This is a genomic window from Halorubrum sp. SD41 (genome assembly GCF_058630335.1).
Genome location: NZ_JBZVGZ010000013.1, coordinates 17,385 through 31,954, shown reverse-complemented (window position 1 = coordinate 31,954; position 14,570 = coordinate 17,385). Strand labels below are relative to the sequence as shown.

Annotated in this window: 15 protein-coding genes; 4 read left to right on the top strand and 11 right to left on the bottom strand. The window is 53.3% G+C overall.

Features of this window, described 5'->3' with window-relative positions; all coding sequences use genetic code 11:
• Nucleotides 1-185: 185 nt before the first annotated feature.
• Complete coding sequence (locus tag AC4NMM_RS07660; RefSeq protein ID WP_491923988.1) at nt 186-467, top strand: hypothetical protein; 282 nt, start codon at nt 186-188, stop codon at nt 465-467.
• 49 nt (nt 468-516) lie between these two features.
• Here AC4NMM_RS07660 and AC4NMM_RS07655 read toward each other — a convergent pair whose 3' ends face one another.
• The 3 genes from AC4NMM_RS07655 to AC4NMM_RS07645 all read right to left on the bottom strand — a co-directional run bounded on the left by AC4NMM_RS07655 (nt 517) and on the right by AC4NMM_RS07645 (nt 4,533).
• The gene (locus AC4NMM_RS07655; RefSeq protein WP_491923987.1) at nt 517-1,155 is read right to left on the bottom strand and encodes a Cap15 family cyclic dinucleotide receptor domain-containing protein; all 639 of its coding nucleotides are present in this window, start codon (nt 1,153-1,155) and stop codon (nt 517-519) included.
• Nucleotides 1,155-2,084, bottom strand: a complete 930-nt coding sequence (locus AC4NMM_RS07650; protein ID WP_491923986.1) for a nucleotidyltransferase-like protein — start codon at nt 2,082-2,084, stop codon at nt 1,155-1,157. The genes AC4NMM_RS07655 and AC4NMM_RS07650 overlap by 1 nt, the downstream gene beginning before the upstream one ends.
• 385 nt (nt 2,085-2,469) lie before the next feature.
• On the bottom strand, nt 2,470-4,533 hold the full coding sequence (locus tag AC4NMM_RS07645; RefSeq protein WP_491923985.1) for a transposase: 2,064 nt from the start codon (nt 4,531-4,533) through the stop codon (nt 2,470-2,472).
• Nucleotides 4,534-5,222: 689 nt separating this feature from the next.
• Here AC4NMM_RS07645 and AC4NMM_RS07640 point away from each other — a divergent pair.
• On the top strand, nt 5,223-5,702 hold the full coding sequence (locus tag AC4NMM_RS07640; RefSeq protein ID WP_491923984.1) for a winged helix-turn-helix transcriptional regulator: 480 nt from the start codon (nt 5,223-5,225) through the stop codon (nt 5,700-5,702).
• Between the two features lie 166 nt (nt 5,703-5,868).
• Here AC4NMM_RS07640 and AC4NMM_RS07635 read toward each other — a convergent pair whose 3' ends face one another.
• Nucleotides 5,869-6,108, bottom strand: a complete 240-nt coding sequence (locus tag AC4NMM_RS07635) for a hypothetical protein (protein WP_491923983.1) — start codon at nt 6,106-6,108, stop codon at nt 5,869-5,871.
• A gap of 161 nt (nt 6,109-6,269) precedes the next feature.
• Nucleotides 6,270-7,445, bottom strand: coding sequence for an outer membrane protein assembly factor BamB family protein (locus AC4NMM_RS07630; protein WP_491923982.1), 1,176 nt, complete (start codon nt 7,443-7,445; stop codon nt 6,270-6,272).
• A 506-nt stretch (nt 7,446-7,951) separates the two neighbouring features.
• Between AC4NMM_RS07630 and AC4NMM_RS07625 the strand changes: the two genes are divergently transcribed.
• On the top strand, nt 7,952-9,253 hold the full coding sequence (locus AC4NMM_RS07625; protein ID WP_491923981.1) for a site-specific integrase: 1,302 nt from the start codon (nt 7,952-7,954) through the stop codon (nt 9,251-9,253).
• A 64-nt stretch (nt 9,254-9,317) separates the two neighbouring features.
• On the opposite strand, the gene AC4NMM_RS07620 is transcribed toward AC4NMM_RS07625, so the two are convergent.
• From AC4NMM_RS07620 to AC4NMM_RS07595, 6 genes are all read right to left on the bottom strand, one after another.
• Nucleotides 9,318-9,440, bottom strand: coding sequence for a hypothetical protein (locus AC4NMM_RS07620; RefSeq protein ID WP_491923980.1), 123 nt, complete (start codon nt 9,438-9,440; stop codon nt 9,318-9,320).
• Nucleotides 9,441-9,449: 9 nt separating this feature from the next.
• The gene (locus tag AC4NMM_RS07615; protein WP_491923979.1) at nt 9,450-10,493 is read right to left on the bottom strand and encodes a hypothetical protein; all 1,044 of its coding nucleotides are present in this window, start codon (nt 10,491-10,493) and stop codon (nt 9,450-9,452) included.
• Nucleotides 10,490-11,176 (bottom strand): hypothetical protein, encoded by a 687-nt coding sequence (locus tag AC4NMM_RS07610; RefSeq protein ID WP_491923978.1) that lies wholly within the window; start codon nt 11,174-11,176, stop codon nt 10,490-10,492. Before AC4NMM_RS07610 ends, AC4NMM_RS07615 begins: the two co-directional genes overlap by 4 nt.
• The gene (locus AC4NMM_RS07605; RefSeq protein ID WP_491923977.1) at nt 11,176-11,559 is read right to left on the bottom strand and encodes a DUF7344 domain-containing protein; all 384 of its coding nucleotides are present in this window, start codon (nt 11,557-11,559) and stop codon (nt 11,176-11,178) included. The genes AC4NMM_RS07610 and AC4NMM_RS07605 overlap by 1 nt, the downstream gene beginning before the upstream one ends.
• Before the next feature lie 410 nt (nt 11,560-11,969).
• Entirely contained in the window at nt 11,970-13,163 is a 1,194-nt protein-coding gene (locus AC4NMM_RS07600; protein ID WP_491923976.1) for a site-specific integrase, read from the bottom strand.
• Nucleotides 13,156-13,467: a hypothetical protein gene (locus tag AC4NMM_RS07595; RefSeq protein WP_491923975.1), complete on the bottom strand. Its 312-nt coding sequence runs from the start codon at nt 13,465-13,467 to the stop codon at nt 13,156-13,158. The genes AC4NMM_RS07600 and AC4NMM_RS07595 overlap by 8 nt, the downstream gene beginning before the upstream one ends.
• 431 nt (nt 13,468-13,898) lie before the next feature.
• Here AC4NMM_RS07595 and AC4NMM_RS07590 point away from each other — a divergent pair, with 431 nt between their 5' ends.
• The gene (locus tag AC4NMM_RS07590; RefSeq protein ID WP_491923974.1) at nt 13,899-14,558 is read left to right on the top strand and encodes a hypothetical protein; all 660 of its coding nucleotides are present in this window, start codon (nt 13,899-13,901) and stop codon (nt 14,556-14,558) included.
• Nucleotides 14,559-14,570: the final 12 nt, after the last annotated feature.

The window sequence follows — 14,570 nt, the reverse complement described above, 5'->3', positions numbered from 1 at the left end:
GACCGATCGTCTATGCGTTTCGGAATTATCTTTCCGCGCGAATGAACCTCTGTTCGGCTATCTCGTCGTCGACGTCGACGGCACGGTACATCCCGTCAAGACCGGTCGCGACGACGACCGATGGGGACTCCCGGGAGTCGAGACGACCAGCGAGCCGACCAAGAAGTGACGTGTGCTGGTGAACTGTGAACCAGCAGGCTACTCACCTGGTCAAGAATCCGGTCGGCCGGGGCCAGTTCACGGAGGCGCGTCGTGTTAGCTCGGTTCGCGCCGACGACCCAGAACGCGGGGCCGTCACCGCCGAGGATGTGATCGAGGAGCAGCGCCTGGACCGGCGTTACCCCGAGGTCGTCGTCAACGTCGACGAGTGTGACACCGGGGGCGAGTTCTGGAAGATCGGCGGTCGGTCGTCGAGAGGTTCGCATGGTCACGTAGATGGAAAGTCGTATAAAAGGGGTGAGCCATAGACTGACGGTGAAAGTGGAAGTGGTTCGGGTCGGTGACTCTGTTTAGTCGTCAGGAGGCACGTTCTACCTCAAGACGGCCCTGATTCTCTCGGTTTGGCCCCGTGTAGTACGTCCCTTCGAGTGTTTCAGATTCAGGGTCATACTCAATCGTGGTCGTCCCCGCGTGCTGGTCAACCTCGTCATGGAAGTCATCACCCCCATTGTCGTAGTTGTAGGTTAGCGTGGGTGGCTCGTGGTCGAATAGGATGGTCGCACCCGTGCTCTTTGAAGTCGAGTTCGGGCCGTCAAACTCAACGAGAATCCGGTCCCACGACTGCCTGATTCGCAGAGTCGCCTCCATCTTCACGAGATCGTATCCGAGGTCGTTGACGGCAACCACGTCTTCGTCGTCGTACTCGTCCGTGTCTGTGTAGAGATGGCCGGTCCACTCGCCGCTAAGATCTGGTGGTGAACCGATTGCCTTCGAAATAGGCCAAACGTTCCACAGTCCCCTCGAAACGACGAGATACACGGCTGTCGACGCTAGTACGAACGAAATCGTCACGTTGGCGAAGATACCGTATCCCGTGAGTGAAGCAACTGATGAACCGAGATTGTCGGCTATTAGGACACCCGCTGCACCGAACGCAAAGAGGGTGATACGGCGGCGTCGTGGTTGATCGGTCGAGAATCCGTGGGTCCCGCGCATTAGAGGTCGTCGAACATCGTCCGCATCTTCTCGATGTACTTCTCAGCGTCGTCAGTGTTCCACTGCGTGTTCTCGTCCCCGAACAGATCCTCCATCTCTGACACCTGATCGAAGCCAGTGAGGTCCGTACTGTCCTGTTCAAACCACGAGAGCACGTCATCGAACCGGTCGGTGAGATCGGACGTTTTCAGCACGTGGTCGGGTACATTGTAGATCAGGCACTCGATGTAGTAGGAGGGCGTGTCGAGGGTGAACCAATGGTTATCGTTGTAGTGGCCCCGCGCGTTTTTGAACATCCGCACAGTCTCGCGGAAGTTGTCGTGTTTCGCGTTCCCGTTCTCGTAGTGTACTTTCGGGAAGTTGACCCACCACTCGTCACTCATGAGGGGCTTGAACATCATTCCCTCTGTGTATTCGGGGTCTCCATCCTCGGGATAGGTGTGATAGATGCGGTACTCCTGAGCGGCGACCACGTCTACGTCGATGGGAAGCGGATTATGAGGACCCGAGATTTCGATCGCCTTCCCGGAGTTATCGATGGGGTCCTTCAGCAGGTTTTCGCGATAGAATTGTCGCAGGGCCTGTACAACACTATCACGAAAGCCATCGTCGTAGCCGTAATCTGCCGGGGAGTTATCATCGTGGTACCGCTCCTGCTCCTCATCAGTGAGATCGCTGAGGTCCCGCCTCCACGGAGATCTGAGTTGTACGATCAGATCGAGATCGCTCGACCCTCTCGTGTTGGTGTAGTTCTTGTACGACCCTTGGGTGTAGATTGTGAACGCGTTGATGTTGGTGTGTTGAACGAGAGCTGACCGATCACGATTCAGGTCTCGTTCGATCCTCTCTCGGGCAGTCTTCGAGTTCTGGTTTGCGGCTGTCTCTCGCTTGGCCCATGTATCGGGAATCTTGGACTTCCGAACTGCCATTATTCGCCCGCCTCCGCTGCGTTTCGGGATGTGGTGTGTTCAATGGACATCCGAATGAAACAACTGATTCCGGAGACATAAGCGTAGCCAGACCGGTGTGTAAGTAAAAATAAACCTTGGAATCCGCCAGAAGGCGGGCTGGTCCCACGGGAACAAAAGGGGGGTTGAGCGGCCGTTTGAAACGCGGCGGGCTGACGATCAGCAATTTCACGAGACAGAGAGAAAAACGTCCAATACAGCAGTTTTCTAACACCAACTATTGGGGGAAATTATGTCTGATAGAATCTCGCCACTGCCAGTCGGTAGTTCAGAGAAGAAAACCCGTAAAACAGGGACTACACAGCAGTGTCGCCACTCACGAGGGGGCAACCCCGGAACGAAAACGTCAGTCAGGGGGATCTAACCCGACGTAATCCTTCGCAATCGTCAGGAACAGATCTGCCGTCACGAGTGGTTCATATCGGAACTCGGACTCAGCCCGTAGCTCCAACTTCACCAGTAGATCGGTGAGTCGCCACACATTGTACAGCGTACACGCGTACAGGAAGTTGAAGAACCGGTACTCGTGGTCCATCGACGTGGTACGGACACGGAAGCTCTTGATCTGCTTGAATCCGTTCTCAATCCCCCACCGATGCTTGTACTTCCTGATCACCCGCGCCACCATGTGTACCTTCTCCATCTCGGACATCTCGTCACTGTCCTCACCAGCACCACCCGGGAGTTCGAGATCAGGGTGATTCGTCTCAAACAACATATACAGCTCCTTGTCTTCCTCACTTCCCGGCAGTTCTTGTTCGTCTTCCTCTTCACGAACCTCATCAATCACGTCACCGAACATCTGCCCCACATCTTCCGTATCCGCATCAGTCGCTTCTGCGAAATCACGAAGTAACTCCTGACGAAGCACATCTTCTTCATCTGACTCCGTATCCGCTTCATCGCTCCCGTCATCCTCTATGCCGTCATTCGTCCGCTCAGCATTCATTGCTGGCACATACACACGCTTCCGTTCAACCTCATAATCGTCTTCTTCGTCAGTTGTCTCGTCAGCTGTGAAGTCACCAAGAGTTGTTCCCACGTCAGCGTCATCGGTACTGGCCTCATCACTCTCGATATGGACGAGCTTCCCTTGACGGCGAAGACGCGTACACGTCGCCCGCTCACTCGTCCGCATAATGCCCGGATTCAAATACCACACACCGTGATCCTCACAAACCTCTTTCACCGGATCGTGGGCAAACTCCCGATCCATCATCAGCAACTCGACATCCACCATGTCTGTCGCAGTCTCCAAGAGCTGGTCAACGATAGCGACACGTGAGAGCCCGCGATGTACGGGAATCGCATCCAATACGAGTGGAATATCTAATCCGACAATTTGGATGCTCGCCCACTGAAAGTAGAACTCCGCAGATTCGTCTTCATCATCGTTCTTGTACCCGAGCAACCACGTGTTCGTCACGTTCCCGTCCTCGTCAGACTTGATTTTCCGCTTCGTTCGGTACGGATTCGACTTCGTGATGTCAATGCTCACGAGGACGCCGTCAACGAGTTCTGAGTCACGGCGAGCCCGCTCGATCAACTCTCGTGTCGTGTCACGATGCATTTTCCGAGCGGCATCCGGCCCGATTTTCTGTAAATGGTGGCGATGAGTACTACCCGTCTGAACCCGGTCACGCGTTGTCTCTGCCGCGAAATTCCACGTACCGTTCTCCGCGTACATCTCTTCACGTGAACCGATGAACGCGTGAGCTTCGAGGAACGCGTTGTCGTGAACCTCTGTGTTCTTGCCACGCGGGAGCTCATAGTTCTCCGTCACCATCGGCTTGGCTTGCTGCCAGATTTCCCGTGTTTTCGCAATCGTCCGGTCTCGAACTGTTGAATCATCCTGTTCGATGCCGTCAGGTGTGTCAACGCTCGGATCAGGATGGAAGACCTCGTCCGGCGCGGGCACGTCGTGTTCGCGTGCGACATCAACCAGCACTTGCCCGATAGTCCGCACAACCTGTTTGTGTTCGTCTGAGAGACGATCTTCATTCCATACTCGCCAGAGCGTGGTTTTCGATGCGAGCCCATCCTCGAACCCGAGTTCAGCAACCAGTTCTGGGTTATCGGCAAGATAGTCGTGAAGGGCAGTCTCGCCGCCCCATCCTTTGACGATACGGAGTAGATGTGCTTTCAGTAGCGGTGCTGGTGGCTGTTTGAAATGCCAGTCAGCCACGTCATACCCGAATTTCGACGGGGTGAGTTCGACGTAACATATCGCTTCTTCTACGTCGTTGTGTTCTGGGTGCGCGAACCATTCTTCGATGAACGCGGCGGCATCCCACGCGAGCGGCCATGGATCTCCGTTGACCGTGTCGTGGGCTTCCGAGTATGGCCACTCCCGGTGAGACTCGCGTAAGGAGTCAAGGACCGTTTGTTTCGTGTTGGGAATGGCCGTCATAGATTGGTAGGTAGTTTTACTTCGAATCGAAGTGTAAGGTTCGGGGTGTTGTTTCCGGAAACCTGTCTTATCCTACGCTACGGGTGGTTAAACGCGATGTGCGTACAGGATAATTCGATTTCCGAATAGTTCCAAATCAAACCGTATTTTGGAACGAAGCGGAATTCAGAGGAGAAGGCTCTGTTGAAACCCTATTCTTCAGACATATCATCGTCTAAAACAGCCGGTCGCTGAAGAGTGCTTATTTTGGTTACTTGCTTCGATTGGTGAATAAGATAACCCCACTTCCGAGAAGAAACACGCCCAGTAGAAAGTGGAACCAACCATTGGGGAAGACCTCTGATACGTCAAGAAATGCATCTAGAAAGAGCAATACAGTAACCGCAGCGAGAATAATCATCCCTAAGTAGTTCACAAAAGGGTGGTCCACATTCATGTGTTAGAATAGTAAGTTGTAGAGGATAACTCTGTCTGCTGTACTTACCGAACCTACCTACCACATTGAGGCGGATTCTCACCAGCGCATTTCGACTGAAACAGCCGAGAAGTAGGTGTGCTGTACTGAACGATTCGTGAGTCCCCTGTACTGGCCGGAACTGGGGCAGAACGTGTTCTCCGAAGAGGATTTCAACAGAGCCGGGTAGAAGAAAGTTTGACTACGAATGCCAACAGGGTATAGCGTGTGAGACATGGCAGACACGCTTAGGGAGTTCTTTGAGCTGCGTGGCGGGATCGGCCTTCTTGTCGTCTTGAAAGGTGGATCAAAACGATTCAAACATCTGAACGAGCGATTACAGATTAGTTCATCAACGTTGTCGAAGCGGATTGGGGAAGCGAAAGACCTCGGGCTGATTACCCCAGAAATCGATGACCGGGAAACATCGGTGAAAAATCAGTATCGGGTTACAGAGCGTGGGCAGTATGTAGTAGCGAAAATGGAGCGATTGGACATCATCCACGCGTATCGAACAATGCTTGATATGCAGGCACAAGTTGAGGGTGGGAAGCACGAGCTGGTGGAGTGGATTGAGGGTGAGAAGACGAAAGAGGAGTTAGCGAGACGCAGTGACAGCGATCCGTACGTTGATCCGTTCGGTGAAGATGTGACGGGCTTCTCTGGTGAAGACCCTGATCGTGACTACGATGATGAGTTCTTTACTAAGGAGTAACTCCCTCAGAACTTTATTCCGAGATTTACTTATTGAATTCTCTGATCACTACGACTGCTTGTTGACTACTAAAATTTCTGATAGCTCAACGGAATGTTCTGACGACTGTGCGAGAGACAACGCGCAAGTGTCGCACAATTACTGGTTTTTGCGTGGGCCGGGGCCATCAAGGAGTGATTTTGTTCCCTAATAGATAGGCTGGCATCATCACGAGCAGAGACATCACAACCCCGATGATAGATGTAAATCCGAGGAAGGATGCAGTCATTGGTAAATCAATTATACCGGAGAGAGACATGAGCGCTGCATAGACTGGGAGCCCGATGGTCATAGTCAAAACGATGGTTACCATCTTCCGCTTGTCTTGCTTAGTTAAATCCTGAGTGAGAGACGATGGAAGGGCCATATAACCCAGTATGTCCTTACGCTGTATAGTTCTTATTCGATTGTTGAACTCATACCGTGAGAGTTTGTGGATCTCCTTGACCCCATCCGATGGGTGCGCCCACTGTACTGACTACAGAGAGGTCAAAATATATCGCGTATTAAGGATTTCAACAGAACTATTCACGGTTTAATAATCGATAATTGATCCCAGGTTCCCACTAGAATACTGTCTCCGAGATAGGCAGCCATGGACGGATCCGAACCAATCTTGGCCTGAGACAATATCTCACCAGTATCAACTTCGTGCTCTGTCACCTGACCATCCGTCGCAAAGAAATACACAGAACCGTCACATACAATCGGCGGTACGACCGACCGTGGGAACGGTGCATCCCATTGAACCTCACCGGTCTGGGTTTCGATGGCACCTACGGAGCCGCTGTTTTCACTCGTGGTGAAGACCCGCTCTGCGTCCGCTGCCATCGGGGTCAAGATGCCGTTCTCGTCTGAGTCTATCGCAACGGTTTGCTGAACATCGGCTGTCTCAGACAGCACGGAGACGGTCCCGTTGCGGTGGCCAACGACGATTCGATCCCCGGACACGACCGGCGGGACTGCAGTTCGAGGGAGAGCGTCGCTACTGAAGCTCCGCTCGCCCGACTCGACATCAATTGCCACCAGTTTGCTGCCGGTGCTGTCGCTTACTGTCACGTACAGCTGCCCCGCGAGTACTGCGAGGCCGGTTGGGGTCTGTTGGTCGAACTCATGAACCCAGTTCAGTTCGTTAGTTTCGATATTCAAGCAGTGGACTGCAGGGCCAGTCGCGTCCTCAACGAAGATGTACTGGTCGGACAACAGCGGAGTCGCATTTGCTGGCGACACGTCGTACTCCCACCGGACGTGTCCTGTCTCGGCGTTGAGATTGTAGAGCCGTTCTAGCGTGGGGACATAGAGTGAGTCGTTTCCGGTAACAAGGCCTGTTGTGTTTTCTCCCGAAATTCCTTCCGGCCACGATGTCTCCTCTTCGAACATTTCTCGGGTCCACGATGTGCTCTCACTGAGCGCGTGAACACTCGAACTCGTCGAAATGTAGAGCCGCTCGCTCTTTTCGACAATCCCAGTTACGTCGTGAGGATTCCCGTCAAACTGAGTAACGAGTTCGTTTAGATCGAACGTCTGCGATCGGCCGGATCCTCTGTTTGTGTTCGCGTTATTCGAGCCTGTTCGGTACCAGTCATCGCTCTCGACCGGTCTGACGGGCTCCGTAAGGTCCGGCACCTCGTTTAGGGCAGATAGACATCCGGAAAGAACACTAACAGCGCCGACTGACGCCAGATAATCCCGCCTACTGACCATATATGAGAGTTTATACCCGTGGATAAATACTTTCTTGGCTCTGTTGAAATCCTATTCTTTAGGTATTTTCTCGTCCGAAACAGCTGGTCGCTGAAGAGTGCTTACTGAGCGATCCGCGAGTCCGCTGTACGGACCGATCAAGAGAGTGGCTGAACATCCTTCGAGTTAACAACCATTATGGACTAATGAAATGAGCGGAAGCTAGTGAACTCGTCGGCGGGATATTCATATAGCGACATACAATATACTAATGTATCTATGCCGCTAAGAATGGCTCTCGCACCCGATACCACCGGATAAGCTCTCACAAAACCACATAACGCCCGAAATTACTTACTTTGTCTTAGCTGAGTAAGACAGAGTAAGTTCTTAGTGACCCCCACCCGTTACCCCAACCAAGGCAGATTCAGAATTATGGCCGACTCTTTCTCACACAGTTGCTCCAGCCGGATCGCGGAGTCTACAGCGGTGGTCCGACGGCACAACCCCCACACTCCGGAGGCCCAATGACGGGCCGCCGCTCCGTCGAGACACCGATCGACGACACGTTCACGAAGTACCTCACTGACAAAGGGAAAGGTGATGCCGGCGAGGAGGGCGCGTACCGAACGGACGCTGAGCGCGAGCTACAGCGATTTCGACGCTGGTGTCTCGGGAAGACATCCGACCCAGCGAACGCCTCGCCGCCGGAGTCGTGGGATGGCGTCGTCGACGTCGACACGGTCCGATTCGAGGACCTCGAAACAACGGTCTTCTCGGACTACGCAAGATATCTCTCGACCGCCGGGTACGCCGCCGGGACCGTCCTCACCTACTACGCGCACGTCGCGTCGTGGTGCGGCTGGGCGCACGCCCAGGGCTATCTCCCACGGCACTACGCCCGCGAATCGGATGCCGAAGACCCGCTCCCCGAGAACGACGGCCGACGCCCAGGCGACCAGCAGGCGTGGGAGCCGATCCACCGCGATCTGATCACGCAGTTCGTCGACCGGCGAGTCTCTGAAGCGTTCGACGAGCTCGGTGCGATCGAAGTTCCCCACACTGATCGCGGTGACCCTGAGAGTAAGCTGTGGCAGGTCAAACAGCAGGCACGGTTCGAGGCGTACCAACGGTGCCGTGAGCAGGCGCTCGTATACGTCGTCGCCTACACCGGTCTGCGTGGCTCGGAGTTCCTTTCCGCGCCGAAGGAGGACCGCGAGGGTCGCAACGGAATTCTCTGGCGTGACCTGTCGTTCGCGGACAGCAGCGTCACCGTGTTCCGGAAGAGTCGCGAGTGGAAGGAGGCGTCACTCCCCGAGCCCGTCATCGGTCCCCTACGCCGGTACGCCGAGGTGCTGGACGTGCCGGACTCGTGGCCGGTGTTTACGACGCTCCACCGGCCGTCGCTCGCCTCACACGTCACCAAGGGGCTCGCCAACGCCGGTCTCGACGATGATGAGATCGAACGCGTCCGGGCAGGTACTCCCGACCTGATCGTCGCCGCCGAGCACCACCTCGACGCGCCGAAGCCGCTCACCACGGACGGCGCACGTTCGATCATGGAGCGGCTCTGGAACAACGATGCGATCACGAAGCGTCGCGACGAACTGGATCTCTCACTCGATGGCGATTACCTCGAACTACACGGCGGCCGGCGGGGCGTTGGTGAGGTCCTCGTTCGACAGTTCGGCTACGCCGCAGCTGCTCGGTATCTCGACAACAGCGAGGAACAAGTCCGAGAGGCCTACCAGCACATCGAGGCGGCTGAGCGCGCCGACATGGCGACAGAGGCGTTCTCACAGACAGACCAGCGAGTCAGTGACCAGTAGAGCTCTGTCGAGGTCAACGACGAATGTTGTCCGTATCCTCTGCGGCCAGTGCGTCAGAAAGCGATCATCCAGAGAACTGGTACCGGTTTTGGACGGACATGACGAAGTCGAAGGCCTTGACGAGGTGAACTGCGTCCTCGTAGCCATGCTGTGAGAGGGCGCGCTCAATCCCGCGGAACGCGGGCAAGTCAGGGAGTTAGTGCCTGACAGCGGGATGCGTATCGTCGTCTCGGTCGGTATCGATCGGGTCGTAGTCGTAGTCCATCCCCACGGGAGTGAAGCCAGGGACGTAGCTGAACCGTTTGCCAGGCTCTCCGTAGAACATCGCGGGGAGAGTGCCCCGATCATCACGAGCGTTATACTGTGGAGGCCATTCGTTGAGTTCAGCCGTCGGCTTGTACACTTGAGGCGCAGGAAGCGCACCCCGTTCAAGATCCCGCAGATCGAGAATTCGAACTTCGAACTGACGGGCGAGCTCCTCAGTCCGAGGTGTAATCTCTGTTGTGTGGCAGAGGACCGGCATTGCCCGGCAGGCAAACGCTATCGTACACAGCCGGAAGATCGTCGATGGCGTGATCGTGTCGCTTGTCCAGTCTTTACACTGAGCAACAATCCAATCAGTCGGCTTCTGTTGTTTTGGCTTCCGGTTGGCGACGACGTCGACCTCAAGACCGAACAAGTGCTGGCGCGTCTCTGCTCGATACCCCCACCGCATCAACGCGCTCTGGAGCTGATACTCAAGCCATCGCCCATCGCCAACCCCACGCCCAGCCACGTCTGCATAGACAGATCGGTGACTGGGGAGTTTCTCAGGTGGCGTGGAGTTGTCCGTCGACCCCTCAGAAAGTGTTTCCTGAAGAATGACGATGTGGTCTCGAATCGTTTCGAGTGTTTGCTCGATCGAATACTCTTGTGAGGAGTGGTCGTACCCCTGAATGGAGAGATCCTCAAGCAGCCGATCGAGACGTAGTTCGATGTGATACAGTGCCTGAGCAGGGTTGTCCCACGTCACCACCTCATGATCGCCTTGGGATGGGGGATGCTCTGTATCCGCAAGCTGTCGACGGATCGCTTTGAGCGCGTAAAGCGCGAGGAACAACCGCCGCCGTGTGGTGACAGCTTGGACGGTCGTAAGTGTCTCCTCTTCTGAGAAAGCGTCCCGGAGCGTCTCGATCGCGTCGATGAGCTGGGTGAGTCCACGATCGAAGCCCGGTGGAAGCGAGAGTGGTTCGTCCGTCATTTGGAGAGTGGACTAGGGGTGAAGTGCTGGCGAGTCAGCGCTGTCTCTGAGAGCGGTAGGAGCGTTGGTTGTCCGTGAGTTCGAAGGTGGTGGTAGAACTCGTCTGTCGTCGCAGGATACCACTGTGGGCTATCACGCTCGCGGTAGCGGAGCTCGCCGTCGACGGCGACGACCACCCCCTGTTCGGTTGTGGCCGTCTTCGCGAATACGAGCGCTGGCGGATCCGGACGCGCCCAGCTGTCACGGATCCACTCGAGCATCGTTTCGAGCGGTGTCGGGTCGACCGGGTCAGGGTACCGTGCGGCTGCTGGCGCGCGGATCGCGACATCCTCAACGAGATCGCTACCACAGGAGCGCCACTCCGCGCCAGTCCACTCGAGCTCACGGCGTGTCCAGGACTCACCAGTGCTGTCGGGTTCGAATCGGAGGCGGCGCGGTGGCGCACCCGGTGGGCTCCACTGAAGCAGACACGCTCCGTCGTCGGCGAGTGTAACGTCATCGCGACGGCGGCGAGACGCGAACAGTGCGGCGTCGATCTGTGCCCGTGCCCGCCGTAGGGTGGCGAGTGGATCGCCGCCTGGCATCGAAACGACGTCGTCACCGTCGTTGACTGCCTCGAACAGTCGGTGGAAGTTGGAGTCGATTTCTCTGAGCGTCTCTAATTCACGCTGGGAGTCAACCATTAGTTGTCCTCCGAGTCCGGCTTGTAACACGCGGTCTGAAGCCGGCGGATGTATTCGGCAAGCGGTTCGGTGGCGTCCGTCGGGGCGACATCCTTTGAGCGATCATCAAACGCGACTGCGCCGCATTCATCGAGCGTCTCGAGATGCGATTGAGTCAGTGAGATGTAGACCGAAGTGCGTTCGTTGCTTCCGATTTTACTGGGGTCGATCGCATTCTCAATGGCGGCGATTTCAACGGCCAGATCACCAGCAGAAATCTCACTTTGCGACTGTGAGAGTGAGAGCAAGACGCGGCGACGTCGGCTATTCGCGATTGCGTTGAACGCACTCTCTGGATCCATCGGGATTGCGAACGAGGTCGGATTGTCGGTAGCCTCGGTCATTCAGATCGCCCCACAGATGAATTTCGACCGGTATTTCGGTAGTCGGGGCTCACGGAACTATTACGCGAGTACTGTACGATGCTGGGAGTCAGTAGGCCAGTGTAGAATGGGACTCTGTGAGGTACAGAGTTATCACTCGTGGCCCTGATTAGGTTTCTTGCTGTCATTGGGTGGCAGCACGACTCCTCCGGCGTCCTTGCGCCGGAGGGCTCCATCAGGAATCGTGCGTGTAATATCGAGAATCAGTTGTGACTTTTATATGAGCGTCACAAACCTGAATACGCGAATTTTGATGTTTTAACGCTTCTAACATCATTATCCTGATGATGTCTTAATATCTTCTTAAGTCACGCACTACCTACAGCCGGTAGATAAAAACGAATTACCTAGGCAGTGGCATGGTATAGGCGTTAACCGTAGAAAGTAGGGCAAATATCCAAGTAATGTTCAACACGAGGATCAGACCAATGGGTGTAGTTATCCATCGTATCCTCTTGATCTCCACGTAAGAGTTTGGTAGTCGTAGCGTGCTGACCACGTAAGGTCGCTTCAAGCCGCTCGTCAATCACTGAAGTCGCCCAGTGGCGGAAGTAGTGGACATTAATATTATCGTCATCATTCGTGCCATACCAGTATCCCAAATCTTCGGAATGGGCGCGGATCTTTTTCAATACTGTCGTTGCAGATATCCTTTCACCCCAATTATCATTCAGACTAACAAAGAATGGAGCATCACCGGACATCGGACCAGGATGGACAACAAGCCAACGGAGGAAAAGATTCCGCAACTCGTTGTCGATTGGAATCGTCCGGTGGACATTGGTCTTGTTGGAAGCAGCCGGCGTACGGTTTCGTTCGTTCCAATAATCTCCCTTTCGAGGTTTAGGAGAAATATGTAGGAAAGGACGGTTTTTCCGACGGAGAGTCTTGTGTATTCCCCAGTTACAACTTGGGTGATCTAAATATACATCTTGTAGATCAAGATTATGGACCACCCCCCTTCTGGCAGTAGATTTAGCTAAGAAGGCAGTAATCGCTTCCCAAAGTGGATGACGCCACGATCGAATATATTCACTCATCTCACTAACACTGATTAGTGCCGGGTTACGAGATCTCATATCACCTATAATTTTATTTCCACCTTCTTCGATAGCTAATTGTATTGGATTTCCAGTCTTAATGAACCATGAATGGCTACGGCTCAAACAAAAATCATAGAATTGACAAACCGTGCCAACATGCTGAGCTTCCGTTCCACCAGAAAGGTTCGGGTTGGCAGCAAGGGCTTGGAAATATTGGTGAGCCCCATCAATAGACAGGTCCTGCGGATAGATTCCACCTGTAGTCCAATCCAGATCTTGTTCATGCTGAAGATCATCTCCCCATTTTTCTCGTTTCGTTGAAATTGTTTTCTCGTCGTCTTTTTTGTATATAACCCATGGAATTTGATCTTTCAGCCAGTTTTTAAAAAATTTAGTATAGTATCGGATATTATCTTGTGTAGCGTTTGCATGGTGACCGTGGCGTTTTTCAATGAACCAATCTATTGGTGGCTGTTCAGGGTTGTTCCCGCGACCAGTTTCGCCGAAGTCAGAGTCACTCATTGATCCGAAATTCGAAGCCAGTTTTTTCGATCGGATTATCATTATCAGCAGCGAGTTCCAAGAGACGGTCCGATATACGGTTCTTAAGTCCGTTCTCGAGAATTTCGTCCTGCTCAGCAAATTCGCTAGTTAGTGCATCAAATAAGAGCTCATCAAGATCTACCACGTCTGATTGTTTGCTATCTTTGCTGTTGAGTTTGTGTGGATCAAGATTAACGAGTTTTGATTCACCAGCTGAAATCATCGCACGAAAGTACTCGGAGCCGCTTGAGTACCCTTCAGCATTCATCCCCCGTTGCTTCATCTGTTTTGGTATCAAAATGTACGTGCTAACCTTGTTTTTATCCGACATTTAGATCACAAGCCTGTTTTGAAACCAGACTTGGATTAAACGTATACCCCGAGGCACATAGTTGTGGCTCTCATAAACGAACTGAATAGGTCAAAGTATGATGAGAAGAGCATAATCTCATACTGTATATGTTCAATTGATGTTCTAAACCTACGTAATCGCAAGACGTAAACGGTACTATTGGCATAACAGATTTGTTCAGTTGTCTTCGAGGACGTGAGAATGTGATGAAGATGGGTGATTGAATCGGGGATAAATCGCACAAGTAGAATTGTATTCGACTGAGTCGTAATGATATACTATATTACAAATTTATATGCCAATAGAGTGAAAGCTATCAGCTGGCCGATAGATATATATCAGATTGCTCGGTGGTTGCTTGTATGACAGAGGAAACGCTCTATATGAATGAGCGCGGAACAGCTACAATCCACACTGAGGTTCGAGAGGTTCTCGGCCTAAAGGATAAAAATGGAATCGTCAATCTGAGGGAGATCCAAGTCGTGAAAGTCGAAAGCGAGGACATCAACATTGACGATTTGCCACAGACGACTTGTCACACCATATCGCGTATCGATAAGAATGGAAGAATCAGAATCGACGAAGTAGTGCGAGAAGTTCTGGGAATCAGCGACGAGAAAGCGCTGCTCAGAATCGGCGAGGTTGAAGTTGAGCTGGTGTATGATGATTCAGAGACCGGAATACGAAGCAGCATATTTGGACTCGATCTCGGCGTCATTTACGCGAGTATGATGACGTCGTGGACTAAAACGAAAGATGGTCTACTCCGAGCGAACCAAGATATCGAGTATCCACCAAGTCTGCCCACTACGATCAAGATCGTTGGGAGTGGGCTACTGATAGCGGTAGTAGCTGTTATGCTGTTAAGTCAGAATGGTGCTCTCGAGGCACTCGATAATGGAAATAGAATTGAATGGATCGGGCTAATAAATGCTCTTGCGCTTGGAGCATTCATATTTATCCACTCGCTACCCAACGAAGAGGAGACGGTTCAGAGCTTACTCAAAAACCCTCCCCAGTAGAACATTTCTCGC